We start from the raw sequence: 26,343 nt of genomic DNA on the forward strand, positions 1-26,343 counted from the left end.
TGCCCCTCGGCTCCAAGGAAGGGCGCGGCGAGGGCACCCGCCGCGCGCCTCCGGCGCAGGTCGAGGAGCCGTGGGCGCGTCGAGCGGCGCGGGGCCTGGGCTCCCGCGCCGCCGCCTCACGCCCGGTTCGCGCGCTCCGCCTGCTCCAGGTCCGCCAGCAGCGCCTCTCCGGTCCACGCGCGACGGTTGCCCCCTTCCGCCTCGCGGATGAGCTCCACGAGCCGTGCGTTCACCGGCGCGGAGACGCCGTGCTGCCGGGCCAGCCGGACCACCTCGCCGTTGAGGTAGTCCACCTCCGTCCTGCGGCCCGCGTGCAGGTCGTCCCACATGGACGAGCGCGCCTTCGGGTCGATGGCCAGCATCTTCTTCGCCAGCACCGTGAACACCGCGTCCGGCGCGCCCAGCAGCGCGGGGATCCACCCCGGCGGCAGCGGCGTCAGCTTCGCGGGCTTCACCCCGGCCCGGCCCAGCACCGCCAGCGCCTCGCCCTGAGCGAGCGCCAGGCACCGCCGCCACGCGCGCCGTGACAGCTCCTCCTTGAGCGGCAGGTCCGCCAGCGCGTTGAGCGCGTTGTTGAGGTTGAGCAGCAGCTTCGCCCACTGCACCGCGACGATGTCCGCGTGCTGCTTCAGCGGCAGCCCCGCGCGGGCGAACGCCTCCAGGAACGGCGCGAGCCCCGCGTGTCGCTCCACCTCCAGCGTGCCCTCCGAGCCCGCGTGGAACCCGCCCTGCCCCTGCGCCGCGACGTTGAAGGGCACCATCCCCGTGAGCACCGGGCGGCCGCGCAGCAGCCCGCGCAGCACCTCCGCGTTGCGCAGCCCGTTCTGGAAGCTGATGACGAGGGCCCCGGGCTTGAGCCGCGCCGCGAGCGTCCGTCCCGCCTCCTCCGTCGCCGCGGACTTCACCGTGACGAGCACCAGGTCCGCCGTGGCCAGCGCGTCCGGCTCCGTGCCGATGCGCACGTCCGCGGCGGGCACCTTCAGGTCCGCGCCCCGCCAGTCCGTCAGGTGCAGGCCGTGCGCGCGCACCTCCGAGACGACCCGCTCGCGCCCGATGAAGCGCACCGTCGCGCCCGCCGCGGCGAGCCGCCCTCCCACGTAACAGCCGATGCTGCCCGCGCCGAAGACGCAGATTTCAGGAGCCGAGGCCATGGGCGCGCATTCTGGCACGCGCGCTCACGTCGCGGGCCACACCACGACGAGGAGCACGTCCCACAAGGCATGGCTCACCCAGGACGCCAGGGGCGTCCGGCGCCACTCGGCCAGCGCGCCCCAGGCGAGCGACGTGGGCAGCGCGGCCAGGGCCAGCAAGGGCTCACCGAACCCCAGCAGCACCGCGCTCGCCAGCGCCGCCGACCCGGCGACGGCGCCCCACCGCCCCAGCCAGGGACGCAGCGCGCCCTGCACCCAGCCGCGCCAGAACAGCTCCTCCGCGGGGACGAGCAGCAGCGCCAGGGCCAGCGCCGTCCCCAGCGACCCGGTGCCGAACGTCGAGTAGATGGCTTGCAGCGGCCCGCAGAGCGCGTCCGTGACGCCGCCACAGCCGGCCCACAGGAAGGCCCGCGCGCCCGCGTACAGCACCACCGCCTGGGCGGCGCCCCACGCGGCGTCCCGCGACGACAGGGCGGGCGCGCGCCTGCGCCAGGGGCCCATCGCCCGCCACGTCACCGCGAGCCATGCGGCGCAGAAGACGGAAGCGACGGCGAAGAAGCGCGGCGGGTGCGCGTGCACCAGCGCCGTCCAGGCCAGCGCGCCGCCCGCGGCCGCGGCCCGCCAGAGAGGCAGGGCCGCTTCATCGGCGGACGGCGGTCCCACGGGAGAAGCGGTCATCGCGCGCGGCAGCGTACCCCGGCGCGACGGACGCCGGCGGGCACGTTCACCCGTGCACCGCCGGCGGCGAAGCGGACCTTCACGTCACTGCGGGAGGCACGCGCCGCTGCCCGCGTTGTCGCTGACGCACAGGTAGCCGGAGCGGCACGTTCCCTGGCCGCTGCCGCTGGCCGGCGGCGTGCAGGACACGAAGCAGTAGGCGGTGGCGCCCCGGTCGTTGCTGTAGCAGGCCGAGCCCGACGGGCAGCTCGTCTTCACGCAGTCCTGGGTGCAGTAGCCCCCTGGGAAGCTGGTGCCGGTGAGGCACAGGCCGCCCGTGCCGCACGAGCCGTTGGTCGTGCAGGCCCCGCCGATGGTCGTCGTGGGCTGGTGGTCGTCGTCCGACTGGTACGGCACCAGGGTGAAGCTGATGCCGCTGGTCGTCTTGCCCTTGGTGACCGTCACCGTCTCCACCTGGGTGGTGTCACGCCAGAAGCCCACGCGGTCGCCGTCGTCGAAGTAGTCCCCTTCGCCGGTGTCGTCGATGGACGCCAGCACCAGGTAGTCGTGCGGGTCCAGCTTCACGTTGTAGTTGTATCCACCGCCCGCGGGCACCAGGGCGACGCCGTCGTCGTCGACCTGCACCTCGCCCGCGGCGTCCAGGTACGCGAACCCGATGAGCGCGTCCTTCTCATCCGTGGCGCCCACTCGGAACTTCACCAGCACCTGCGCGTTGCCCGCGCCCGACGCGCCGGTCAGGTCCAGCTGCGCCACGTAGGAGCCCGCCGCCAGCGAGCCCGGGTTGACGCTCACGTTCAGCGTCGCGGACTTGTACGCGGGGATCGACAGCGAGGTGCTGGAGACGGACACCTCGGCGGCGTTGGCGCCGGAGACGGCCACGCTCACCTGGAGCGTGCCACCGCCGTTGTTGCGCACCGTCAGCGACTGCGAGGACGCGCCGGTGAAGGACAGCTGCGTGGTGGTGATGGCCAGCTTCGGCGGCAGCGACGTGTCCCCGCCGCCCGCGGCGCGCAGCACGGCGGCGTACGCGTCCACCAGGCCCGCGCCGCAGCCCTCGGAGCACTGGCTGGACGGGTCCGCGGTGTCCTTCAGGATGTTCTCCACGTCCTCCGCCGTGAGGGTGGGGTCCTGCGCCAGCATCAGCGCGACGATGCCCGCCACGTGCGGGGTGGCCATGCTGGTGCCCTGGTACCACTCATAGGAGGGCTGGTTGCTGCTGTTGGGCAGCGTGGACAGCACGCCGTCCGGGAAGCCGTCGCCGTTGCGGTCCTCGCTCGTCTGGCCGCCGGTGGCCATCACGTCCACCTGCGCGCCGTAGTTGGAGTAGCTGGCGCGCTTGCCGTTGAAGCGCACCGCGCCCACGCAGATGACGCTCTGCTGGTTGCACGGGAAGCTGTTGGAGGTGTTCGCGTTCTCGTTGCCCGCGGCCACCACCAGGATGGCCCCGCGCGCGATGGCCGCGTTGATGGCGCTCTGCATCTCCGGGGACGCCGAGCCGTTGCCCCCCAGGCTCATGTTGATGACCCGCGCGGGCGTGGTGTTGGCCCGCACGCCCGGGACGCTGCCGCCGCTGGCCCAGGTGATGCCCGCGATGATGTCCGCCAGCGAGCCGCCCTGCGTGCCCAGCACGCGCACCGGCAGGATGTTCCGCCCGGACCAGGTGACGCCCGCCACGCCCGTGCCGTTGTTGGACGACGCGCCGATGGTCCCCGCCACGTGCGTGCCGTGGAACGACGAGCCGCCGTTCGGCAGGTCCTTGCCGTTGTCCGTCGGGTCGGAGTCCACGCCGTCGCCGTCGCCCGCGTTGGCGGCGTTGGAGATGAGGTCCACGCCGTCCAGCATGCGCGAGTTCAGATCCGGGTGCTTGGTGATGCCGGTGTCCACCACCGCCACGACGATGGAGTCGCTGCCCGTGCCCAGGTCCCAGGCCGCCGGCAGGTTCATGTTCTTGTAGTGCCACTGCCGCGAGTAGAGCGGATCATTCGGCACGGCCAGCGCCCGCACGCGCAGGTTGCTCTCCGCGTTCTGCACCCCCGGCACGGCCTGCACCTGCTGGAGCACGCGCACGTGCTCGGCCTCGGTGAGGGCGCGCACGGTGGGCGCGCCGCCGGACATCGCCTGCGGCTGGCTCACCTCGTAGCGGAGCAGGTGCTGCGTCTCGCTCAGGAAGGCCTGGTGCACGACGTGGTAGCCCGCGACGCGCGCCTGCGCGACGGCCTCCTCGGCGGACAGGTTGGGCGTGTCGAAGTGGACGATGAGCTCTCCCGGCAGCAGCGACGCCTGGTGCGTCAGCGGCTTGGACGGGATGCCCGTGCGCCACACGCCCCGCGCCGCCAGGATCCGGGAGACCTTCTGCGACAGGCTCTTCGCGCCCGGCAGGGAGAAGAACGCGTCCAGCGACGACCCGCCGTTCGCGGCGGCGGAGCCGGCCTGGAACGGCTGAAGGGTCCCCGAGACGGCCCCCTTCGACGAGGGGGTGTTGGTGTCGTCGTCATCACCACTTTTGCTGCCGGGACAGGCCACGAGACCGAGCAACCCCAGGAGGGCAAGGCGGCGGAGCATGAGCGGAATCCTTGGAGAACGAGTGTGCCCGTCCGACCCTAGGTCCGCTGCGGGCAATGCGTCCAGCCGCCATTCGACTGGCTGGCCGCTGGCCTGCTCGCCGCGCTTCCTCTCGATGAAGTTTACCGCCCCCAGCGTCCTAGCGCCCCAGGTCCTGCAACACCGCCTCCGCCGCGCGGCGCCCCGACGCGAGCGCCCCGTCGATGGACGCGTTCTCGCGATGGTCTCCGCACACGTAGAGCCCCGCCGCCAGCCGCACGGGCCGGTGCGGCTCCACCAGCGCGGGCGGAGGCTGCGCGGGCAAGGCCTCCGGAATGACATACGTGCGCAGATGCCGCCACGCGGACACCGCCGCGCCGAACCACTCCGTGAGCTGCGCCCGCACGCGCGCCTCCAGTGACTCCGCGCCGCCCGCGTCCTCCACCACCGACACGGACACCAGCGCCTGGCCCCTGGGCGCGTACGCGGCGGACACCTCGCTCATCACCGCCACGTTGTTCACCGGCCCGCGCCCCTCGCCGTCGAGCACCAGCCACGGCCCCTCCACCGGCGGCTCCGGCGCGGCGAAGTACAGGCACGTCACGCGGTTCATCCGGGGCGCCCGCATGCCCACGAGCAGCGACGCCGCGGCGCTCGGCTCCGTCGCCACCACGACCGCGTCCGCGTGCAGCAGCTCCCCGCGCGGCAGGCGCACGCGGTGTCCCCACACCTCCTCCACGCGCACGCGCATCCGCAGCGCGGCCGACGGCAGCCGCGACGCCAGCTGGTCGGGGATGGCGCCCATCCCCCGCGCGGGGACGGCCGCGTGGCCCGTCGCGAACATCCGGAACACGAACTGCATCATCCGGCTGGACGTCGTCAGCCCGCGCTCCAGGAAGATGCCGCCGAGGAAGGGCGTGAAGAACGCGTCGAGCATCTCCTCGGAGAAGCCCAGGTCGCGCAGGAAGCGCCGCGACTCCTGCTGCGGTCGCTGCCACAAGTCTCCCAGCTCGCCGGACGTGGCGAGCTGCCGCAGCTCCAGCACGCGCAGCTTGTCCGCCAGCCCACCCGGCGCATCGAACAGGTGCGACACCGCGAGGAAGGGGCGCCGCAGCGGATCCGCCAGCGTGTGCAGCCGCCCACCCCGCCACACCTTGGCGCCCGGCATGAAGCGTTGGAGCGCGAGGGCCTCGAGGTCCAGCACCCGCCGACCTTGCGGGTAGGCCGTGAGGTACACCTGGAAGCCCCGGTCCAGCAGGAACCCTTCGTGAGAGTCGGTGCGCACTCTGCCGCCCGGCGCGTCCCCTGCTTCCAGCACGTGCGCGTCCACGCGCGCCTCCAACAGCGCCGTCGCGCACGCCAGGCCCGCGAGCCCGCCGCCCACCACGATGACCCCGGGCCGCTTCGCCATGGTCCGCCTCCCGTCCAGCGAGCGTGCGGACCGTGGCTTGATAACGCCAGGACGTGCAAGCGAGACTCCGGTTCGGTTGCGGGCATCCGACAGTTGCGGCAATGGTCTTGCCGTGCACGGTGCTCCAGGCACACCCACGCAGGTCTCCGCCCGCGTGCCCTTTGGAGAGAAAGAGCAGGAGTCCCCCCATGTTGATCGTGATGCGCCCCGACGCGACGGCCCAGGACATCGAGCGAGTGAACGATGAGATCCGCCGCCGCGGCTGGCAGCCGCACGCGATCCCAGGAGGCTCCCGCACCGCCATCGGCATCACCGGCAACCCGGGCGCGGTGGAGCCGGAGCCCTTCCGCGTGCTGCCCGGCGTCGCGGACGCGGTCGCCATCTCCCAGCCGTTCAAGCTGGTCAGCCGTGAGGTGAAGCCGGAGGACAGCCTCGTGCGCGTGGGCGACCTCACGCTCGGCGGCGCCGCCATCCACGTCATCGCGGGCCCCTGCTCCGTGGAGTCGCGCGAGCAGATCATCTCCACCGCCCAGGCGGTGAAGGCGGCGGGCGCCACCATGCTGCGCGGCGGCGCGTTCAAGCCGCGCACCAGCCCCTATGAGTTCCAGGGCCTCAAGGGCGACGGCCTGGCGCTCCTCGCGGAGGCGCGCAAGGAGACGGGCCTGCTGGTGACGACGGAGGTGAAGGACACGGCGACGCTGGCCGCCGTCGCGGAGCACACCGACATCCTCCAGGTGGGCGCGCGCAACATGCAGAACTTCAGCCTGCTGGAGGCGGTGGGCGAGACGCGCAAGCCCGTGCTGCTCAAGCGCGGCATCAGCGCCACCCTCAAGGAGCTCCTGATGGCGGCCGAGTACATCGTCGCGCGCGGCAACACCCAGGTCATCCTCTGCGAGCGCGGCATCCGCACGTTCGAGACGATGACGCGCAACACGCTGGACCTGAACGCGGTGCCCATGCTCAAGGCGCTCACGCACCTGCCGGTGTTCGTGGACCCGTCGCACGGCATCGGCGTGCGCAAGGCCGTCCCCGCGATGATGCGGGCCGCGGTCGCCGCGGGCGCGGACGGCCTCATCGTGGAGGTGCACCCGGATCCGCCGCGCGCGAAGTCGGACGGCTTCCAGTCGCTGGACTTCTCCGAGTTCGAGAAGGCCATGGGCGAGGTGCGGGCCATCGCCACCGCGATGGGACGCGAAGCGGTCAGGTTGGGATAGCCCATGACGCTCAAGGAAGCGCTGGGCAAGGTGGTGGGCCGGCGCGACCTCTCCCGCGAGGAGATGGCCTCCGTCATGGGCCAGATGCTCGCGGGCGAGGCGTCCGCCGCGCAGATTGGCGCGCTGGCGACCGCGCTGCGCATGAAGGGGGAGACCGAGGACGAGCTCCTCGGCGCGGCGGAGGCCATGCGGGCCTGCGCGGCGAGGATCGCTCCCCAGGCGGAGGTGGTGCTCGACACCTGCGGGACGGGGGGTGACGGGGCGCACACCTTCAACATCTCCACCGCGGTGGCCTTCGTGGTCGCCGGGGCGGGGGCGACGGTGGCCAAGCACGGCAACCGCGCGGTCTCCAGCCGCTGCGGCAGCGCGGACGTGCTGGCGGCGCTGGGCGTGTCCATGGAGCGGGCGCACGCGCAGGTGGCGCGCGACATCGACGAGCACGGGGTGGGCTTCCTCTTCGCGCCCTCGCACCACAGCGCCCTCAGGCACGTGGCGCAGGCGCGCAGGGACCTGGGGTTCCACAGCGTGTTCAACCTGCTGGGGCCGCTGACGAACCCCGCGGGGGCGCGCTACCAGTTGCTGGGCACGTTCGACCGGCAGCGCGTGGAGCAGACCGCGCGCGTGCTGGGGCGGCTGGGCAGCCGGCGCGCCTGGGTGGTGCACGGCCACGACGGGCTGGATGAGATTTCACCGTGCGCGCCCACGGAGGTCGCGGAGCTGTGCGCGGACGGCACCGTGCGCCGCTTCACGGTGACGCCGGAGGACGCGGGCCTGACTGCGGTGCCGCGTGAGTCCATCGCCGGAGGCGACGCGGAGGAGAACGCGAAGCGCCTGCGCGCGCTGCTCGCGGGAGAGCGCGACGGGGTGCGCACGGCGGTGCTGCTCAACGCGGCCGCCGCCCTGCTCATCGTGGGGCTGGTGGACGACCTGAAGGAGGGCGTGAAGCGGGCCGAGCACGCCATCGACTCCGGGGCCGCCGAGCGCAAGCTCGCGGCGCTCATCCAGAGGGCCGCGGCATGACGCGCACCTCCGACCTGAAGCCAGCCGCGCCCCTCCGCACGCGGGGCGCTGTCGTGCGCTCGCTCACGGCGGACACCTCCGGCACGCGAGGCACTTCGTCATGACGACCTCATCCTCGGCGGCGAAGCCGGCGCAGGCGCCCGGCACGCTGGACGTCATCATGGCGCGCAAGCGCCGGGAGCTGGGCACGCGCCCGCCCCCCACGCATGGCGCGCATCCCCCGACGCGGGACTTCGCCCAGGCGCTGGTGCGCCGCGTGCCCGGCCACCCGGTCAACGTCATCGCGGAGGTGAAGCGCAAGAGCCCCTCGGGCGGCGCCTTCCCCCACGCGGACGTGGTCGCGGTGGCCCGCTCCTATGAAGCCGCCGGCGCGTGCGCCATCAGCGTGCTCACCGACGGGCCGGACTTCGGCGGCAGCCTGGAGGACCTGGTCGCGGTCCGGGCCGCCGTCTCCATCCCCGTGCTGCGCAAGGACTTCCTCGTCGCCGCCAGCGACGTGGAGGAGAGCGCGGCCTGGGGCGCGGACGCGGTGCTGCTCATCGCGGACGCGCTCGGAGACTCGGAGCTCCGCGAGATGATCGCCGCCGCGAAGCAGGTGCGCGTGGCCGCGCTCGTGGAGGCCCACACGGAGGCGCACGCCGAGCGCGCGCTCGCCGCGGGCGCGAGCCTCATCGGCCTCAACAACCGCGACCTCGCCACGCTGAAGACGGACACCGGCACGGCGCTCCGGGTGATGCCCGCGCTGCGCTCCCGGTCCACCGCGCTGGTCGCGGAGAGCGGCCTCAAGCACCTGGCGGACCTCACCGCCGCGCGCGACGCGGGCGCCAACGCCGTGCTCGTGGGCGAATCCCTGCTGCGTGACGCGGAGCCGGGCCGGGCCCTGCGGCGGCTGCTCGGGCTGGAAGGCGGCGGCCCGTGACCGTCCTCGTCAAGGTCTGCGGCGTCACGCGCGTCGAGGACGCGAAGGGCGTGTGGGCGGCGGGCGCGGACGCCATGGGGCTCAACTTCCATCCCCCCTCGCCCCGCTTCGTGGACCTGGAGACGGCGGTGGCCCTCGCGCGCACGCGGCCTCCGCTGGCCGCCGTGGTGGGCGTGTTCGTCAACGCGAAGCCGGAGGACATCCGCGTGCGCGTGCGCGAGTGCGGCCTCACCGCCGTGCAGCTCCACGGCGACGAGCCGCCCGAGGCCTGCTCCGGCCATGGCGTGCCCGTCATCAAGGCGCTGCGCGTGCGCGGCCCGGACGACGTCGCGCTCGCGCGGACCTACGTGGGCGTGGGCGACGTGGCGGGGCTGCTGCTGGACGGCGCGGCCCCGGGCTACGGCGGCGGCGGCGTCACCTTCGACTGGTCGCTGGTGACGCAGCTGTCGGACTGCGGCCTGCCCGTGCTGGTGGCGGGCGGCCTCAAGCCCTCCAACGTGGCCGAGGCCGTGAAGGCCACCCGGCCCTACGGCGTGGACGTGGCCAGCGGGGTGGAGTCCTCCCCTGGCATCAAGGACCTGGACGCGGTGCGCGCCTTCGTGCGCGCGGTCCGGTCCCTCAACCTCTGAGGAGTCGTGCCATGACGACGGACACTGCCGTGGGCCGCTTCGGCCGCTACGGCGGACGCTATGTGCCGGAGACGCTGGTCCCGGCGCTGCTCGAATTGGAAGAGGCCTACGCGAAGGCGCAGGCGGACGCGTCCTTCGGCGAGGAGGTCTCGCGCGTGCTGCGCGACTACGTGGGCCGCCCCACCACGCTGACGCCCGCGCACCGCCTCACGGAGGCCTGGGGCGGCGCGCAGGTGTGGCTCAAGCGCGAGGACCTGGCGCACACGGGCGCGCACAAGATCAACAACACCGTGGGCCAGGTGCTGCTCGCCCGGCGCATGGGCAAGCAGCGCGTCATCGCGGAGACGGGCGCGGGCCAGCACGGCGTGGCCACCGCCACCGCGTGCGCCCTCTTCGGCCTGCCCTGCGAGGTGTTCATGGGCGCGCTGGACGTGGAGCGCCAGGCGCTCAACGTCTTCCGCATGCGCGCGCTGGGCGCGGTGGTGCGGCCGGTGGAGTCCGGCTCGCGCACGCTCAAGGACGCGATGAACGAGGCCATGCGCGTCTGGGTGTCGCAGGTGCAGGACACGTACTACGTCATCGGCAGCGCGGCGGGCCCGCACCCCTACCCCACCCTCGTGCGCGACTTCCAGGCCGTCATCGGCCGCGAGCTCCGCGCCCAGACGCTGGCCGCCATGGGCCGTCTGCCGGACGCCATCATCGCGTGCGTGGGCGGCGGCTCGAACGCCATCGGCGCGCTGCACCCCTTCATCCCGGACGCGGCGGTGCGGCTGGTGGGCGTGGAGGCCGGGGGCCACGGCCTGGACTCCGGCCAGCACGGCGCGTCGCTGACGCTGGGCACGGAGGGCGTGCTGCACGGCTCGCGCTCGCTGGTGCTCCAGGACGAGCACGGCCAGATTCAAGAGGCGCACAGCATCTCCGCGGGCCTGGACTACCCGGGCGTGGGGCCGGAGCTGGCGCACCTGGCGAAGACGGGGCGCATGGAGGTGCGCACCGCCACGGACGACGAGGCGCTCGCCGCCTTCTACGAGGTCGCGCGCACGGAGGGCATCCTCCCCGCGCTGGAGACGTCGCACGCGTTCGCGGCGGCGCGCTCGCTGGCCCGCGACCTGGGCCAGGGCAAGCACCTGGTCATCAACTGCTCGGGCCGGGGCGACAAGGACGTGGCGACCATCTCGGCGCGCGGCGTGCCGCCGGCCACGGGGGTGAGGTCATGAGCACGGAGCTGGGCAATGCGTTCGCCCGGGCGAAGGCCCGCGGCGAGGGCGCGCTGGTGGCGTACGCGATGGCGGGCGACCCGGACCTGCCGAGGTCCGTGGACGTGTTCACCGCCCTGGTGGAGGGCGGCGCGGACGTGCTGGAGCTCGGCGTGGCGTTCAGCGACCCCATCGCGGACGGCCCCGTCATCCAGGCCGCGTCCGAGCGGGCGCTGAAGGCCGGCGCCACCCTGCGCCGCGTGCTGAACGAGGTCGTGCCGGAGGTGCGCCGCCGCTGCCCGGAGACGCCGCTGGTCATCATGACCTACGTCAACGTGGTGATGGCCCTGGGGGAGGAGCGCTACGCGAAGCTCGCGCGCGAGCGGGGCATCTCCGGCACCATCCTCCCGGACCTGCCCCCCGAGGAGAGCGCGGGCGTCCGCGCCGCGTTCGACAAGGAGGGCGTGGACCTGGTGCCGCTGTGCGCGCCCACGACGCCGCCCGCGCGCGCGGAGGCCATCGCGAGGGACGCGCGGGGCTTCGTGTACTGCGTGTCCGTGGCGGGCGTCACGGGCATGCGCGCGGCGCTGCCGCCGGACCTGTCGCGGCGGCTGGACCTGGTGAAGCGCGCCGCGTCCGTGCCGGTGGTGGCGGGCTTCGGCATCTCCAACGCGGACACGGCCCGGCCGCTGGTGGCCCACGCGGACGGCGTCGTGGTGGGCAGCGCGCTGGTGAAGGCCGCCCACGCGGACGGCCCAGCCGCGGCGAGGCAGCTCTGCGCGGACATCAAGCGCGGCCTGAAGCGCTAAGGTCCGCTCCACGCGCCGGCACGTCGCCGGCGCCTGGAGACCGGACATGCACACGCCGCCCATCCTGGGGCCCACCCTCGAAACGCCGCGCCTCATCTTGCGCCCCCCCACCCTCCAGGACCTGGATGGCTTCGTGGCGATGATGTCGGACCCGGACACCGCGCGGTACATCGGCGGCCTCCAGCCGCGCTCCACGGTGTGGCGCGCCGTCTGCACCATGGCCGGCTCCTGGGCGCTCCAGGGCTTCTCCATGTTCTCCGTCATCGAGAAGGCCACCGGCAGATGGGTGGGCCGGCTCGGGCCCTGGCAGCCCGCGGACTGGCCGGGCCCGGAGATCGGCTGGGGCCTGTCTCGCGACGCCTGGGGCAAGGGCTACGCGACGGAGGGCGCGGCGGCCACCATCGACTGGGCCTTCGAGCAGCTGGGGTGGACGGAGGTCATCCACTCCATCTCCCCGCCGAACGAGCCGTCGAAGCAGGTGGCCCGCCGGCTGGGCTCGCGCTTCCTGCGCATGGGCATGCTGCCTCCGCCCTACAATGACCACGACGTGGAGCTCTGGGGGCAGAGCCGTGAGGAGTGGCGGACACGCAAGCGGTAGCCCCCGCACTTTTCCCTCCCGTCCCGCCGCGGGCTGACACAGATTGGGGCCATGAACTCACGCGCGCCCCAGCTGGTCCTCGTCCGTCACGGTGAGACGGAGTGGAGCCGCAGCAGTCAGCACACCGGCCGCACGGACCTGCCGCTGCTGGAAGAGGGCCGCCAGATGGCGGAGCGGCTCCGCGCGCCGCTGAACAAGTGGCGCTTCGCCGCCGTGTGGACCAGCCCGCTGATGCGCGCCCTGGAGACGTGCGTCATCGCGGGCTATGGCGACGTGGCCCAGAAGAAGGACGACCTGAGGGAGTTCAACTACGGCGACTACGAGGGCCGCACCGGCGCGGACATCCGCACCACGCGCCCGGGCTGGACGCTGTGGAAGGACGGCGTCCCCAACGGCGAGACCCTGGAGCAGGTGGGCGCCCGGGCGGACCGGCTCATCGCGGAGGCGCGAGCCCTCCAGGACGACGTGCTCCTCTTCTCGCACGGGCACATGCTGCGCATCCTCGCCGCGCGCTGGCTGGGCCTGCCCCCGGACGGAGGCAGGCTGTTCCACCTGGGCACGGCGTCCATCAGCGTGCTGGGCTCCGAGGCCGGCGGCAGCCAGCCGGTCCTCGTGAGCTGGAACGACACCACGCACCTGAAGGAGTGACGCCCGCTACAGCCGCCCCTCCAGGAAGTTGCGCACCAGCGACGGCCCCTCCGGCGTGAGCACGCTCTCCGGATGGAACTGCAGGCCCACCACCGGCCGCGTCCGGTGGCGCAGCGCCATCACCAGCCCGTCCTGGCTCCACGCCGTGGCCTCCAGCTCCGCGGGCATGGACTCCGCCGCCACCACCAGCGAGTGGTAGCGCGCCGCCTGGAAACCCTGGGGCAGGCCGGTGAAGACGCCGGCGCCGCCGTGGCGGATGCGGGCCGCCTTGCCGTGCACGGGCTCCGGCGCGCGCACCACCCGCCCGCCGAACGCCGCGCCAATGGACTGGTGTCCCAGGCACACGCCCAGCACCGGCACGCGCGACTGGGAGATGGCCGCCACGCTCACCCCGGCCTCGTGCGGCGTGCACGGCCCCGGGGACACCACCAGGTGCGACGCGCCCGACGCCGCGATGCCCGCGACCTCCAGCGCGTCGTTGCGCACCACCTTCACCTCCGCGCCCAGCGTGTAGAGCAGCTGCACCAGGTTGAAGGTGAACGAGTCGTAGTTGTCGATGACGAGGATCACCGCCCGCCTCCATCGCGCGCCAGGCGCAGCGCGGCGGCCATGGCGCCCGCCTTCGCCTCCGTCTCGTCCGCTTCCTTCAGGGGGTCCGAGTCCGCCACCAAGCCCGCGCCGGCGGTCCACATCGTGCGGTCGCCGTCCACGAAGAAGGTGCGCAGCGCGATGGCCACGTCCAGCGTGCCGCAGAAGGACAGGTAGCCCACCGCGCCGGCATAGGGCCCGCGCCGCATGGGCTCCAGCTCGTCGATGATCTGCATCGCGCGGATCTTCGGCGCCCCGGACACGGTGCCCGCGGGGAAGGTGCTCGCCAGCGCGTCCAGCGCGTCGAAGCGCGAGGTGTCCAGCCTGCCGCGCACCTGGGACACGAGGTGCATCACGTGGCTGTAGCGCTCGATGATCATCAGGTCCTCGATGCGCACCGTGCCCGGCGCGGCCACGCGCCCCACGTCGTTGCGCCCCAGGTCCACCAGCATGATGTGCTCGGCGCGCTCCTTCTCGTCCGCGAGCAACTCCTGCTCCAGCCGCTGGTCCTCGGCCTCGGAGCCGCCCCGGCGGCGCGTGCCCGCGATGGGCCGCACCACCACGTCCCCGTCGCGCACCTGCACCAGCAGCTCCGGTGACGCGCCCACCAGCGCGCGCGCCTCGCCCAGGTCCACCAGGAACAGGTATGGCGACGGATTGACGCGCCGGAGCGCGCGGTAGAGCGACAGCGGCGGGAGGGCGCCCCTCGCCTCGAACCTGCGCGCGAGCACCGCCTGGAAGCAGTCGCCCGCGCGCACGTACTCCTTCACCTTCTCCACGGCCCGGGCGTAGCCCTCGCGGTCCCAGCACGCGACGGGGGCGGGCGCGTTCTTCTGCGCGGGGACGACCGCGTAGGCCTCCGGCGGCAGCGGCCGGCGCAGCTTCTCCGCCAGCGCCTCCGCGCGCGCCTCCGCGTCCTTCAGCGCCGCCGCTACGCCGCCGTGCAGCGCGGGCCGCGCGATGGCGGTAGCCCTGAGCGTCTGGGTGCGCGTGTCGTGGGTGACGAAGTCCTCGGCCACGAGCCACTCGGAGTCCGGGAAGCCCGTGTCGCGCGGGTGGCGGTCCGGCACGCTCGGCTCGAACCAGGACGTGGCGTTGTAGCCCAGGTAGCCCACGAGCCCGCCCAGGAAGGGCGCCTCGCCCGGCAGCGTCGCCACGGACAGCTCGCGCCACAGCGCGCGCAGCACGTCCAGCGGCCGGCCCTCGCGGCGCTCCTCCCGCGAGCCACGCCACAGCGTGAGCCCGTCCCGGTCCAGCCGCACGCGGCCCGCCGGGCTCACGCCCACGTGGCTGTAGCGCCCGAAGCGCTCGCCGCCGTAGCACGACTCGAGGATGAAGCCGCGGCTTCCACCGCCCAGCTTCAGGTATGCCGACAGCGGCGTGTCCAGGTCCGCCGGCAGCTCCACCGACACCGGCACCGCCTGACCCGCTTCCGCGCGCTGCCGGTAGGCTGCCTTCCGCTCCTGCGCATCCATGGTCGATTGCCCTGAGCCCCTCATCCATCACCCGGAGGGGCGCCCGGGTGCCCGGCCTTCCGGGCCCTGCACCTACGGCTTCGCGACGGGCTTCGCCTGGGCGAACACGCCGTCCTTCCACTGATAGACCTCGCGCTCCGTAACCTTCTGGGGCCTGCCTTCTTCCTCTTCAGCGCTCCGGCGAGGAGTCCAGTTGCAGCAGCGTCACGCCCGCCTGCTTCGCGGGCACGAGCTTCACCGTCACCGGACCGCCCCGGCCGCTGCCGTAGTTCGTGGACGCCACCGCCACGTCCACGCTGCTCACCCGCCGCGGCGGCTTCACGTCCGGCTCCAGCACGCGCACGCGCGCCTTGAACTCGTTGCTCATCACCACCGTGGCCACCTCCAGCTCGCCGTCCCCGTCCAGGTCGGCCTCGAAGCGGAACGGCGTGAGCGTGTTGCCGAAGACCCAGCCGGTGACAGGGGCCGCGTCCTTCGCGTCCACGACGGACACCTGGTACCAGGTGTTGACGTAGTCACCGACCTTCGCGCGCGCCCCCGCCTTCAGCACCTTCACGGGCGTGCCCAGCATCAGCGTCCGCACCACGGACGCGTCCGCCGCCACGCTCGCGCGCAGGTTGGCCTCGTCCACGCCCAGGTAGACCGTCTGCCCCGCCGTGAACGCGGTGAACTCGAAGGACGCCGGATCCGGCGCGCCCTCCTCCGCCAGCGGCGCGCTGTATTCGAGCACGGCGTCCGAGGCCGGGGTGGACTGCGCCAGGGTGAGGGACACGAGGAGCGCGGACGGCATCATCACGAAGGGGCCCGAGGCGGAGGGTTTCCAGGTTTATCCCCTGTCCACGATCCCCATCCAAGGGGCCCTCCGGTCCCTGGCTTCGTCGTTTGGATCGCAAGCAGGGCCCGGACGGACGCCCGCCCCCTTGTCAGCGGAGCGCGCCAGCCACGCCGGCCGCGGGTGGCTCCTGTCGCAAGGCCTCGTTACTTCTAGAGGACCGTGGCCACCGCGACCCACCAGGAACGAACGCCGCTGGTTTCCGTGACGCCACAGGGGCTGTATTGCCAGGCGGGGAACTTCCACATCGACCCCTGGCGTCCGGTGGAGCGGGCGCTCGTCACGCACGCGCACGGCGACCACGCCCGGAGCGGCAGCCAGCGCTACCTGGGCGCTGCTCCCGGACGGAGCCTGTTGCAGCGCCGGCTGGGCGCGGACGCGGTCATCGACACGCTGGAGTACGGCGAGCCGCTGAAGGTGGGCGACACCACCGTGAGCTTCCACCCGGCGGGCCACGTGCTGGGCAGCGCGCAGCTCCGCGTCGAGCACCGGGGCGAGGTCTGGGTCATCTCCGGCGACTACAAGCGCACGCCGGACCCCACGTGCGCGCCGTTCGAGGTGGTGCGCTGCCACACCTTCATCACCGAGGCGACGTTCGGCCTGCCCATCTACCGCTGGGATGATCCGCGCCTCGTGGCGCAGGACATCCTGCGTTGGTGGGACGCGAACCGCGAGGCGGGGCGCTCCGCGGTGCTGTTCTGCTACGCGCTGGGCAAGGCGCAGCGGCTGCTGGCGGAGCTGGGCAGGCTGACGGACCGGCCGGCCTACGTGCACGGCGCGGTGAGCGGGCTCGTCACGGCGTACCGCGAAGCAGGCATCGCGATGCTGCCCACGCAGCGGGTGTCGGAGACGGAGAAGGGCACGTCCTTCGCGGGCGCGCTGGTGCTGGCGCCGCCGAGCGCGGCCGGCTCCCCCTGGATGCGCCGCTTCGGCGAGGCGGAGACAGGCTTCGCGTCCGGCTGGATGCGCGTGCGCGGAAACCGCCGCCGCCGAGGCTACGACCGGGGCTTCGTGCTCTCCGACCACGCGGACTGGCCGGACCTGCTGCGCACGGTGGCGGACACGCGCGCGCAGAGGGTGCTCGTCACGCACGGCTACACCGACCCGCTGTCGCGCTACCTGAGGGAGCGGGGCGTGGATGCCTCGCCGCTCGCCACGCCCTTCGAGGGCGAGGCGGAGGACTGACGCGTGCGAGCCCTGGCCGACCTCTACGACACGCTCGACCAGACGACCTCCACCAACGCGAAGGTGGAGGCGATGGCGCGCTACTTCCGCACGACGCCGCCGGAGGACGCCGCCTGGGGCCTGTTCTTCCTCACGGGCCAGAAGCTCAAGCGGCTGCTCACGTCGAAGCTGCTGGTGGGCTGGACGCAGGAACTGACGGGCATCCCGGACTGGCTCTTCGAGGAGGTCTACGCGTCGGTGGGAGACCTGGCGGAGGTGATTGCCCTGCTGCTCGACGGAGCGAACCTCCCGCCCGAGCACGCCGAGGAGCTCCCCCTCTCACGCTGGTTGGAGGAGCGCCTCTTGCCGCTGCGAGGCCTGGACGCGGCGGAGCAGCGCGAGCGCGTGGTGGGCTGGTGGAAGTCCATGCCCCGCCGCGAGCTGTTCCTGCTCAACAAGATGCTCACCGGCGAGCTGCGAGTGGGCGTGTCCAGCACGCTGGTGGTGCGCGCCATCGCGCAGGTCACGGGCCTGCCAGCGCCCAGCGTGGCGCACCGGCTGATGGGCGCGTGGACGCCGACGAAGGCGTTCTTCGAACAGCTCGTGGCGCCGGACGTGTCGGACGGGCACGTGTCGCGCCCGTATCCGTACTACCTCGCGTCGCCCCTGGAGCAACCGGCGGAGTCGCTGGGCGAGCTGAAGGACTGGCTCGTCGAGTGGAAGTGGGACGGCATCCGGGGCCAGCTCATCCGCCGCCAGGGCGACGTGTTCCTCTGGAGCCGGGGTGAGGAGCTGATCACCGGACGCTTCCCCGAGATCACCGAGGCCGCCCGCGCCCTGCCAGAAGGCACGGTGCTCGATGGCGAGGTGATGGCCTACGAGGCCGGAGTGCCCCTGCCCTTCGCCCGGCTCCAGCGCCGCATCGGCAGACAGAAGCTCACGCCCAGGGTGCTGGCGGAGGCCCCCGCCGCGTTCGTCGTCTACGACCTGCTGGAGCAGGACGGAAGGGACGTGCGCGGCCTGCCCCTGCGCGAGCGCCGCGCGAGGCTGGAGGCCCTGCTCAGGGACCACCCGCGCTTCCCCCTCTCGCCCGCGGTGACGGCGCCGTCATGGGAGGCCCTGGCGGAGCTGCGCGAGGAGTCGCGGACGCGCAACGTCGAAGGCCTGATGATCAAGCGCCTGGACTCCGCGTACCAGACGGGGCGCAAGCGGGGCGCTTGGTGGAAGTGGAAGATCGACCCGTACACGGTGGACGCGGTGCTGCTCTACGCGCACCCGGGCCACGGCCGGCGCTCGTCGCTCTACACGGACTACACCTTCGCGGTGTGGAACGGCGACGACCTGCTCCCGGTGACGAAGGCCTACTCGGGCCTCACCGACGAGGAGATTGGCCAGCTGGACCGATGGATCCGCGCGCACACGCGGGAGAAGTTCGGCCCGGTGCGCTCGGTGGAGCCGGAGCAGGTGTTCGAGCTGCACTTCGAAGCCATCGCCCCGTCCCCGCGACACAAGTCAGGCATCGCCCTGCGCTTCCCCCGCATCGCGCGCTGGCGCGCGGACAAGACCGCCAGGGACGCGGACACGCTCGACTCGCTGAAGGGGCTGCTCCATGCGGCCCACTAGGCCCCGCCGCAACCGCATGCGCGGCGAGCGTGCGCCGCGAGCGCCGGTCGAGCTCCCCAAGCGCCCCCGCGCGAAGCGCTCCGCCCCCCGAAGCCCCTCGCCCTACCCGGGCACACCGCTGGAGCAGCTCCGCCAGTGGTTCGCCGCCAGGGGCTGGACGCCCTACGCCTTCCAGGAGGAGGCCTGGGCCGCCTACGCGCGAGGAGACAGCGGCCTCATCCACGTGCCCACCGGCGCGGGAAAGACCTACGCCGCCTACCTCGGCCCGCTCGCGGACGTGGCGGAGCGCGACGCGAAGGGCCTTCAGATCCTCTACCTCACGCCGCTGCGAGCAGTGTCGCGAGACGTGGAGCAGGCCCTGCGCGAACCCCTGGTGGCATTGGACGCGGACCTGGAGGTGCAGAGCCGCACGGGTGACACCTCCTCCTCGTTGCGGCAGCGGCAGCGCGAGCGCCTGCCCCAGGTCCTCATCACCACGCCGGAGTCCCTGTCCCTGCTGCTGACGCAGGAGCAGGCGGCGGAGCACTTCGCCTCGCTGCGCGCGGTCATCGTGGACGAGTGGCACGAGCTGCTCGCCACCAAGCGCGGCACCCAGGTGGAGCTCGCCCTGGCCCGCCTGCGCCACTTCGCGCCAGGCGCGCGCATCTGGGCGCTGTCCGCCACGCTCGCCAACCTGGACGAGGCCGCGCGCACCGTCGTGGGCGCGGACCGCGAGCCCACCCTGGTGAGCGCGGACCTCCAGCGGCCCGTGGACGTGGAGACCCTGCTGCCGGAGGAGGTGGACGCCTTCCCGTGGGCCGGGCACCTGGGCTTCTCCATGTTGCCGCGCGTGGCGGAGTGGCTGGATCCGACACAGTCCACGCTCCTCTTCACCAACACCCGCGCCCAGGCGGAGCGCTGGTTCGAAGGCCTGCGCTACCTGCGCCCGGACTGGGAGCACCTGCTCGCGCTGCACCACGGCTCCATCGACCGCGAGGAGCGCGAGCGCGTGGAGGGGGGCCTCAAGGACGGCAGCCTGCGCCTCGTCGTGTGCACGTCTTCATTGGACCTGGGCGTGGACTTCGGCCCGGTGGAGCGCGTCGTCCAGATAGGGAGCCCCAAGGGCATCGGCCGCACGCTCCAGCGCGCGGGCCGCAGCGCGCACCGCCCCGGCGCCACCTGCCGCATCCTCTTCGTCCCCACGCACGCGCTCGAGCTGGTGGAGATGGCCGCCGCCCGCGACGCCATCGCGCGCCGCGAGGTGGAGCCGCGCACGCCGCTGTCCAGGCCGCTCGATGTCTTGGCCCAGCACCTGGTGACGTGCGCGCTGGGAGGAGGCTTCACCCGCGAGGCCCTGCGCGACGAGGTCCGCACCGCCACCAGCTACGCGTCCCTGACGGATGAGGAGTTCGACCAGGTCCTCACGCTGGTGCGCGAAGGCGGCCCCACGCTGCGCGCCTATCCGGAGTTCCGCCGCGTGGTGGAGGTGGACGGCCGCTTCCGCGTGCCCGACGCGCGCCTCGCGCGGCTGCACCGGCTGAACATCGGCACCATCACCTCGGACGCGTCCGTGCAGCTGCGCTACTGGAGCGGCGGAACGCTGGGCACGGTGGAGGAGTCCTACGTCAGCCGCCTCAGGCCCGGCGACACCTTCCTCTTCGCGGGTCGCCGGCTGGAGTTCAGCCGCTTCAAGGACATGACGGCCTACGTGAAGCCCGCGAAGGCCCGGGCCACGCAGACACCCCGGTGGGGCGGCAGCCGCCTGCCCCTGTCCACGTCGCTCGCGTCCGCGATGCGCCGCACGCTGGAGGCCGCGCGCCAGGGCGACGTCACCCGGGACGAGGTCGCCGCCGCGTGGCCCATCCTCGACGCGCAGGCCCGCGTGTCGCGCATCCCCTGTGCCAGCCGCTGCCTGGCGGAGGTCTGCCGCACGCGGGACGGCCACCACCTCTTCCTCTATCCCTTTGAAGGAAGGCGCGTGCACGAGGGCCTGGCGGCGCTGCTCGCCCTGCGCCTCACGCGCCTCCAGAAGGCCACCTTCAGCCTGTCCGTGAACGACTACGGCCTGGAGCTGCTCACCCCCACGCCCTTCCCCTTCGACGAGGCCCTGCGGCCCGCCCTCTTCACCCGCGAGCACCTGGTCGAGGACATCCTGGAGAGCGTCAACCTGGGCGAGCTCACACGCCGGCAGTTCCGGGACATCGCCCGCGTGGCCGGGCTGGTGATGCCGGGCCTGCCCGGGGCGCGCAAGTCCACCCGCCAGGTGCAGGCCAGCGCGGCGCTCCTCTACGACGTCTTCGCGAAATACGATCCGGACAACCTCCTCTTGAGACAGGCGCGCCGCGAGGTCCTGGAACACCCGCTCGAACAGGGCCGGCTCGCGCGCACCCTGGAGCGCCTGGAGGCGAACCCCGTCGAGGTCGTCCACGTCCCCCGGCCCTCGCCCCTGGGCTTCCCCCTGGTCGTCGAGCGCATCAGCGCGAGCGTGTCCAACGAATCCCTGCTGGACCGCGTGCAGCGCCTCAAGGAGCGATGGTCCCAGCCCGATGCCAGACCCGCGTAGCCAACGCGGACGTGGAGCTGCTCCCGGAACGGGCCTTGCACTGGCCGGACGCCGGCGTGCTCGCCGTCGCCGACCTGCACTGGGGCAAGACCGAGTCCTTCCAGCAGCACGGCATCCCCCTGCCCCTGGGGGTCCTGGAGGACGACCTGGCCCGCCTCTCCGCCGCCCTCACCGCCACCGGCGCCCGCCGCCTCCTGCTGGTGGGGGACCTCGTGCACTCGCGACAGGGGCTCACCGCGGAGATCATCAGCCGCGTGAATACCTGGCGCGAAGCTCATGATTCACTAGAAGTCGTGCTGATACGCGGCAACCACGACCGTCACATCCGGGCGCTTCCGCCCACCTGGCGGATGGAGGACCGCGCGGAGGTATTAGACGAAGGCCCGTTCCGCTTCGCCCACCACCCGGAGCCGTCCGCCGGTCGCTACGTCTGGGCCGGGCACCTCCACCCCATGGTGCGGCTCGGGGGCGGAGCGGACCGGCTGCGGCTGCCCTGCTTCCACCTGGGTCCCGCCGTGGGCGTCCTCCCCGCGTTCAGCGCCTTCACCGGCGGTATGGACGTGCGGCGGGGGAGGAAGGACCGCGTCTACGCGGTCGCCGGCACCGCGGTGGTGGAGGTCTAGCGCCATGAGCCACGCCAAGCGCCGGAGAGTCCTGGGGATCATCGCCACCGACGCCACCTTCGAGCGCGTCCCGCACCGGGGCGCCGAGGTCTGGCAGGGCAAGTGCCTGCACTGCAACGCCCACCTCACCGTGAGTCTGGATGGCGAGCCGATCAGCCGCGCCACCATCGAGCACATCGTGCCCCGCGGCGCGGGCGGCGCCGACGCGCTGGAGAACCTGGGCCTCGCCTGCGCCCGCTGCAATCAGGGCAAGGGCAGCCGCCACGACGCGAACTTCCACCGCGACGCACGCGCGCGCGAGCTGGTGGATCGCCTGCTCCAGAAGCGCCGCGAGCGCTGGCGCGGCCCGGACGCCCAGTAGCTCTTCTTCAGCCGTCGCGCGGACCGTCGCACCCTGTAGCGCGCGCCTGAGAGGCATTGATCTCCAGAGGGAAGAGTCCCCTCGCGCAATGCCCCCTTCCGATCGCCAGAAGCGGGATTCATCCCCGAGCGCGGGCAACTTGTCGCAACCACCCCGGAAGGTGCTAAGCGCTCCTTATTCCCACTCCCCACAGAATGGTTGACACTGCCGTGTTGATGGTTGATGGTCCCGCGCCGCATTGGGTCGGGAAATGCATGAGGGACCCGCGCCCACGGCACCATCCTAGAGGTTCGTTGGACGTGACTGCCTTGCCGTCTGAGCGCCAGGAGCCACCGCCCGCCCGGTCCACCGGGACCGGGATGGCCCCGTCGACTTCCGCGCCGGACGGTTTTCCCGCGTCCACCCCTGCATTCATGTCGCCTTCAGTCCTCTTGCCCCTGGTCCTGGTATGAGCGGCCCTCTCTTCCCACGCTGGACGAATACGGTGTCGCGCCTGTCGGCCGCGATGCTCCTCGCCGTGCCCGCCATCGCCATCGGCGGCCTCTTGGCCTACGTGCGCTCCCCGCTCGTGACCAATCAGGCGCGTCCGGTGGAACAGCCCATCGAGTTCGACCACCGGCACCACGCCGGTGACGAGCAGATCGACTGTCGCTACTGCCACTGGACGGTGGAGAAATCCCCGTCGGCGGGCATCCCCTCCACCACCGTGTGCCTGTCGTGCCACGCGCAGGTGTGGAACAAGAGCCCGTACCTCACCGAGGTCCGCAAGGCGTTCTTCGCCGACCAGCCCATCCCCTGGGTCCGCGTCCACAACCTGCCGGACTTCGTCTACTTCAACCACTCCATCCACGTGGGCAAGGGCGTCGGCTGCGCCACCTGCCACGGCCGCGTGGACCAGATGGGCGCCATCGAGCAGGCCGCCCCGCTGACGATGAGCTGGTGCCTGGACTGCCACCGCAACCCCGGCCCCAACCTCCGGCCCCCGGAGTTCATCACCAGCATGACCTGGGCGCCCCCCGCGGATAAGGCGGAAGCCTCGGCCCTCGCCGAGAAGCTCTCCAAGGAATACGACGTTCACTCGCGCACGAGCTGCTCCACATGCCACCGATGAACACCAAGCCTGACAGCGCGCCCGCGCAGGACACCCCCTCCTCGTTCGCGCTCCCGGTCGTCTCGGGCCGCGACGAGGCCGCTCCCCACGCCCACGACAACGTCGTGACCGAAGCGCTCGAGCACGCCTCCACCCGCGCCGTCCCGGCGGAGGGCGCGTACGGCAAGACGTACTGGCTCGGCCTGGAGGAGAAGCTCGCCACGCCGGAGTTCCTGGAGGAGACCCGCCCGGAGTTCCCCGTCGGCGCGGACCTGCCCCCCACCGGCTTCGCCCGCCGCGAGTTCATGCAGCTGCTGGGCGCGTCGCTCGCCCTGGCTGGCGCCACCGCGTGCAGCACCCGCCCGCAGGATGAGCGGATGGTGGCGTACACGAAGACGCCGCCGGAGGTCACCCCGGGCAACCCGCTGCACTACGCGTCCGGCATGACGCTGGCCGGCCACACCTCCGGCCTGCTCATCACCGCCCGCGAAGGCCGCCCGGTGAAGATCGAGGGCAACCCCCAGCACCCCATCAACCAGGGCGCCGCCGGCCTCTTCGAGCAGGCGTTCCTGCTCTCCCTCTATGACCCGCAGCGCGCCCGCGTGCTGCGCCAGGGCAACAACCCCCGCTCGCTGCGCGTGCTGGCCGAGGACATCTCCGCCCTCGTCAGCCAGCGGGCCGCGGCCGACGGCGGCAGCCGCCTGCGCTTCCTCACGGAGCCCATCAGCTCCCCGACGCTGCGCGACCTGACGGCGCGCATCCAGAAGAAGCTGCCCAACGCGCGCTTCCACGCGTTCGCGTCCGCGACCGACTCCGCCGCCGCGGAGGCGAACCGCGCCCTGTTCGGCCAGCCGGTCCAGGCCCTCTACGACCTGGGCCGCGCGGACATCATCGTCTCCCTGGACGCGGACTTCCTGGAGAGCCGCCCGGAGAACCTGGCCCTCAGCCGCCAGTTCGCGGACCGCCGCGACCCGAAGAACGGCGAGCTCAACCGCCTCTACGTGGCGGAGGCCCGCCTGTCGATCACCGGCGGCATGGCGGACCACCGCCTGCGCGTGAAGTCCGCTGAGATCATCGGCATCGCCGCCGCGCTGGCGCAGGCCGTGGGTGGCCCCGCCGCCAGCCTGGGCGCCGCCGCCTCCGGCAAGGCCGGCGCGGTGCGCCCCGAGGTCACCTCGTGGGTGCAGGCCGTGGCCCAGGACCTCCGGTCCAAGGCCGGCCGCTCCGTGGTCCTCGCCGGTGAGCGCCAGCCCGCCGCCGTGCACGCGCTGGCCCAGGCCATCAACGCCGCGCTGGGCAACGTGGGCACCACCGTGAAGGTCGTCCCCGCCGCCGCCCCGGAGGCCTCCGGCCTGTCGGAGATCAGCGCGCTGGTCGCGGACATCAAGGCCGGCAAGGTGGACACGCTGGTCATCACCGCCACCAACCCCGTCTACGCCCTGCCGGTGGACGCGGGCCTGGCGGAGGTGCTGGACCCCAAGCAGAACGCCAACCGCAAGGCGCTGTCCGTCCTGTACGCGGGCCACTACGAGGACGAGACCTCCAAATTCGCCGACTGGTTCGTGCCCCTGGCGCACCAGTTGGAGACCTGGAGCGACGGCCGCGCGGTGGACGGCACCGTCAGCATCGCGCAGCCCCTCATCCAGCCGCTCTTCAACGGCGTGCCGGAGGCGGAGCTGTTCGCGCTGTTCCTCGACGAGCCCTTCCGCCCCGCCTACCAGTTGGTGCGCGACTACTGGGCCGCGCAGGGCGGCGAGGCCGGCCGCGCCGACTTCGAGACCCGCTGGGAGACCTGGGTCTCCGAGGGCGTCATCCCCGGCACCATCGCCTCCGCGGTGGCGGCCTCGCCGGACGTGGGCGCCGCGGCCCGGCTGGTGGCTGCCTACCAGCCGCCGGCCGCCGGCGACCTGGAGATCAACTTCGTCCACGACTACAAGATCCTGGACGGCCGGTTCGCCAACAACGCGTGGCTCCAGGAGCTGCCGGATCCCATCACGAAGATCGTCTGGGAGAACGCCGCCATCCTCAGCCCGGCCACCGCCAAGCGGCTGAACCTGGAGAACAACCACGTCGCGGAGCTGGAGTACGGCGGGCGCAAGCTGCAGGTCCCCGTCACCGTCCTCCCCGGCCACGCGGATGACACCGTCACCGTGGCGCTGGGCTACGGCCGCACCGGCCTCCACGAGGTCGTGGCCAAGGGCGTGGGCTTCAACGCCAACCTGCTGCGCAGCGTGAACGCCCCCTGGTTCGACGGCGGCGCGAAGCTGACCAAGGTCCGCGGCAGCCACAAGTTCGCCCGCACCCAGTACCACTGGCGCATGGAGGGCCGCCCGCTGGCGCTCGACATGTCCGTCGAGGAGTTCAAGCACCCGTCGAAGAAGACGGAGTTCGTCCTGGAGACCGTCCAGGCCAAGTACGAGCTGGGCAAGCGCAACAACCTGCCCGACTTCCAGTACGCCGAGACCCCGGAGCAGGGCTACAAGTGGGGCATGTCCATCGACCTGTCGCGCTGCACGGGCTGCAGCGCGTGCGTCGTGGCCTGCCAGGCGGAGAACAACATCCCCGTCGTGGGCAAGCAGCAGGTGGGCGTCGGCCGCGAGATGCACTGGCTGCGCATCGACCGCTACTTCCAGGGCGATGAGAACGACCCCAGCATGGTCATGCAGCCCGTCGCGTGCGTGCACTGCGAGAAGGCCCCCTGCGAGTACGTCTGCCCGGTGAACGCCACCGCGCACTCGGACGAGGGCCTCAACGACATGGTGTACAACCGCTGCATCGGCACGCGGTACTGCTCCAACAACTGCCCGTACAAGGTCCGCCGCTTCAACTACCTGCACTACACGCAGGGCAAGACGCCGACCGAGAAGATGCTGATGAACCCGGACGTCACGGTGCGCAACCGCGGCGTCATGGAGAAGTGCACCTACTGCGTGCAGCGCATCGAGCGCGTCCGCATCAACGCCCGCGTCGAGAAGCGCCTCATCCAGGAGAAGGAGCTCCAGACGGCGTGCCAGCAGACCTGCCCCACGCAGGCCATCGCCTTCGGCTCGCTCGCGGACCCCGCCCAGCGCGTCACCCAGCTCCACGAGGACGAGCGTGCCTACCGGCTGCTGCACGAGCTGGGCACCCGCCCCCGCACCGCCCACCTCATCCGCCTGCGCAACCCCAACCCTGCCCTCGTGCCCGCCGCCCCGGCTGAAGCGCCGGCGCACGAAGGAGGTCACTGACCGT

At 72.7% G+C, this 26,343-nt stretch carries 22 protein-coding genes; 15 read left to right on the forward strand and 7 right to left on the reverse strand.

What is annotated here, in order from left to right; translation table 11 throughout:
• Nucleotides 1-116: 116 nt before the first annotated feature.
• The 4 genes from U8525_RS07300 to U8525_RS07315 all read right to left on the reverse strand — a co-directional run bounded on the left by U8525_RS07300 (nucleotide 117) and on the right by U8525_RS07315 (nucleotide 5,781).
• Entirely contained in the window at nucleotides 117-1,151 is a 1,035-nt protein-coding gene (locus U8525_RS07300; RefSeq protein ID WP_374262937.1) for a 2-dehydropantoate 2-reductase, read from the reverse strand.
• A gap of 24 nt (nucleotides 1,152-1,175) precedes the next feature.
• Nucleotides 1,176-1,829, reverse strand: a complete 654-nt coding sequence (locus U8525_RS07305; RefSeq protein ID WP_374262939.1) for a lysostaphin resistance A-like protein — start codon at nucleotides 1,827-1,829, stop codon at nucleotides 1,176-1,178.
• Between the two features lie 84 nt (nucleotides 1,830-1,913).
• Complete coding sequence (locus U8525_RS07310; RefSeq protein ID WP_374262941.1) at nucleotides 1,914-4,391, reverse strand: S8 family serine peptidase; 2,478 nt, start codon at nucleotides 4,389-4,391, stop codon at nucleotides 1,914-1,916.
• A gap of 139 nt (nucleotides 4,392-4,530) precedes the next feature.
• Nucleotides 4,531-5,781: an NAD(P)/FAD-dependent oxidoreductase gene (locus tag U8525_RS07315; RefSeq protein ID WP_374262944.1), complete on the reverse strand. Its 1,251-nt coding sequence runs from the start codon at nucleotides 5,779-5,781 to the stop codon at nucleotides 4,531-4,533.
• 188 nt (nucleotides 5,782-5,969) lie between these two features.
• On the opposite strand from U8525_RS07315, the gene aroF reads away from it, so the two are divergent.
• The 8 genes from aroF (at nucleotide 5,970) to U8525_RS07355 (ending at nucleotide 12,814) form a co-directional block, all read left to right on the forward strand.
• Nucleotides 5,970-6,995, forward strand: coding sequence for a 3-deoxy-7-phosphoheptulonate synthase (aroF, locus tag U8525_RS07320; protein ID WP_374262946.1), 1,026 nt, complete (start codon nucleotides 5,970-5,972; stop codon nucleotides 6,993-6,995).
• Between the two features lie 3 nt (nucleotides 6,996-6,998).
• Nucleotides 6,999-8,015 (forward strand): anthranilate phosphoribosyltransferase, encoded by a 1,017-nt coding sequence (gene trpD, locus U8525_RS07325; protein ID WP_374262949.1) that lies wholly within the window; start codon nucleotides 6,999-7,001, stop codon nucleotides 8,013-8,015.
• Nucleotides 8,016-8,115: 100 nt separating this feature from the next.
• The gene (locus U8525_RS07330) at nucleotides 8,116-8,934 is read left to right on the forward strand and encodes an indole-3-glycerol phosphate synthase TrpC (RefSeq protein WP_374262952.1); all 819 of its coding nucleotides are present in this window, start codon (nucleotides 8,116-8,118) and stop codon (nucleotides 8,932-8,934) included.
• Entirely contained in the window at nucleotides 8,931-9,563 is a 633-nt protein-coding gene (locus tag U8525_RS07335; protein ID WP_374262955.1) for a phosphoribosylanthranilate isomerase, read from the forward strand. The genes U8525_RS07330 and U8525_RS07335 overlap by 4 nt, the downstream gene beginning before the upstream one ends.
• An 11-nt stretch (nucleotides 9,564-9,574) precedes the next feature.
• Nucleotides 9,575-10,780, forward strand: a complete 1,206-nt coding sequence (trpB, locus tag U8525_RS07340; protein ID WP_374262958.1) for a tryptophan synthase subunit beta — start codon at nucleotides 9,575-9,577, stop codon at nucleotides 10,778-10,780.
• On the forward strand, nucleotides 10,777-11,568 hold the full coding sequence (gene trpA / locus U8525_RS07345) for a tryptophan synthase subunit alpha (RefSeq protein WP_374262961.1): 792 nt from the start codon (nucleotides 10,777-10,779) through the stop codon (nucleotides 11,566-11,568). Before trpB ends, trpA begins: the two co-directional genes overlap by 4 nt.
• Before the next feature lie 46 nt (nucleotides 11,569-11,614).
• Nucleotides 11,615-12,166: a GNAT family N-acetyltransferase gene (locus U8525_RS07350; RefSeq protein ID WP_374262964.1), complete on the forward strand. Its 552-nt coding sequence runs from the start codon at nucleotides 11,615-11,617 to the stop codon at nucleotides 12,164-12,166.
• A gap of 51 nt (nucleotides 12,167-12,217) precedes the next feature.
• Complete coding sequence (locus U8525_RS07355; protein WP_374262967.1) at nucleotides 12,218-12,814, forward strand: histidine phosphatase family protein; 597 nt, start codon at nucleotides 12,218-12,220, stop codon at nucleotides 12,812-12,814.
• Between the two features lie 6 nt (nucleotides 12,815-12,820).
• Here U8525_RS07355 and U8525_RS07360 read toward each other — a convergent pair whose 3' ends face one another.
• The 3 genes from U8525_RS07360 to U8525_RS07370 all read right to left on the reverse strand — a co-directional run bounded on the left by U8525_RS07360 (nucleotide 12,821) and on the right by U8525_RS07370 (nucleotide 15,670).
• Nucleotides 12,821-13,384: an aminodeoxychorismate/anthranilate synthase component II gene (locus U8525_RS07360; RefSeq protein WP_374262969.1), complete on the reverse strand. Its 564-nt coding sequence runs from the start codon at nucleotides 13,382-13,384 to the stop codon at nucleotides 12,821-12,823.
• A complete protein-coding gene (locus tag U8525_RS07365) occupies nucleotides 13,381-14,877 on the reverse strand; it encodes an anthranilate synthase component I family protein (RefSeq protein WP_374262972.1) in 1,497 nt (498 codons plus the stop codon). The genes U8525_RS07360 and U8525_RS07365 overlap by 4 nt, the downstream gene beginning before the upstream one ends.
• A gap of 169 nt (nucleotides 14,878-15,046) precedes the next feature.
• Nucleotides 15,047-15,670: an SH3 domain-containing protein gene (locus tag U8525_RS07370; RefSeq protein WP_374263053.1), complete on the reverse strand. Its 624-nt coding sequence runs from the start codon at nucleotides 15,668-15,670 to the stop codon at nucleotides 15,047-15,049.
• Between the two features lie 201 nt (nucleotides 15,671-15,871).
• Between U8525_RS07370 and U8525_RS07375 the strand changes: the two genes are divergently transcribed.
• The 7 genes from U8525_RS07375 (at nucleotide 15,872) to U8525_RS07405 (ending at nucleotide 26,339) form a co-directional block, all read left to right on the forward strand.
• A complete protein-coding gene (locus U8525_RS07375) occupies nucleotides 15,872-16,894 on the forward strand; it encodes a ligase-associated DNA damage response exonuclease (RefSeq protein ID WP_374262975.1) in 1,023 nt (340 codons plus the stop codon).
• Nucleotides 16,895-16,897: 3 nt separating this feature from the next.
• Complete coding sequence (locus U8525_RS07380) at nucleotides 16,898-18,496, forward strand: ATP-dependent DNA ligase (protein WP_374262977.1); 1,599 nt, start codon at nucleotides 16,898-16,900, stop codon at nucleotides 18,494-18,496.
• A gap of 16 nt (nucleotides 18,497-18,512) precedes the next feature.
• Nucleotides 18,513-21,038: a ligase-associated DNA damage response DEXH box helicase gene (locus U8525_RS07385; RefSeq protein ID WP_374263056.1), complete on the forward strand. Its 2,526-nt coding sequence runs from the start codon at nucleotides 18,513-18,515 to the stop codon at nucleotides 21,036-21,038.
• On the forward strand, nucleotides 21,008-21,661 hold the full coding sequence (pdeM, locus tag U8525_RS07390; RefSeq protein ID WP_374262979.1) for a ligase-associated DNA damage response endonuclease PdeM: 654 nt from the start codon (nucleotides 21,008-21,010) through the stop codon (nucleotides 21,659-21,661). Before U8525_RS07385 ends, pdeM begins: the two co-directional genes overlap by 31 nt.
• A 4-nt stretch (nucleotides 21,662-21,665) precedes the next feature.
• A complete protein-coding gene (locus tag U8525_RS07395; RefSeq protein ID WP_374262982.1) occupies nucleotides 21,666-22,022 on the forward strand; it encodes an HNH endonuclease in 357 nt (118 codons plus the stop codon).
• Between the two features lie 448 nt (nucleotides 22,023-22,470).
• Nucleotides 22,471-23,133, forward strand: a complete 663-nt coding sequence (locus U8525_RS07400; protein ID WP_374262985.1) for a cytochrome c3 family protein — start codon at nucleotides 22,471-22,473, stop codon at nucleotides 23,131-23,133.
• On the forward strand, nucleotides 23,130-26,339 hold the full coding sequence (locus U8525_RS07405; RefSeq protein ID WP_374263060.1) for a TAT-variant-translocated molybdopterin oxidoreductase: 3,210 nt from the start codon (nucleotides 23,130-23,132) through the stop codon (nucleotides 26,337-26,339). The genes U8525_RS07400 and U8525_RS07405 overlap by 4 nt, the downstream gene beginning before the upstream one ends.
• The last annotated feature ends 4 nt before the right edge of the window (nucleotides 26,340-26,343 follow it).

This window comes from Corallococcus sp. RDP092CA (assembly GCF_041903675.1).
Lineage (GTDB): Bacteria > Myxococcota > Myxococcia > Myxococcales > Myxococcaceae > Corallococcus.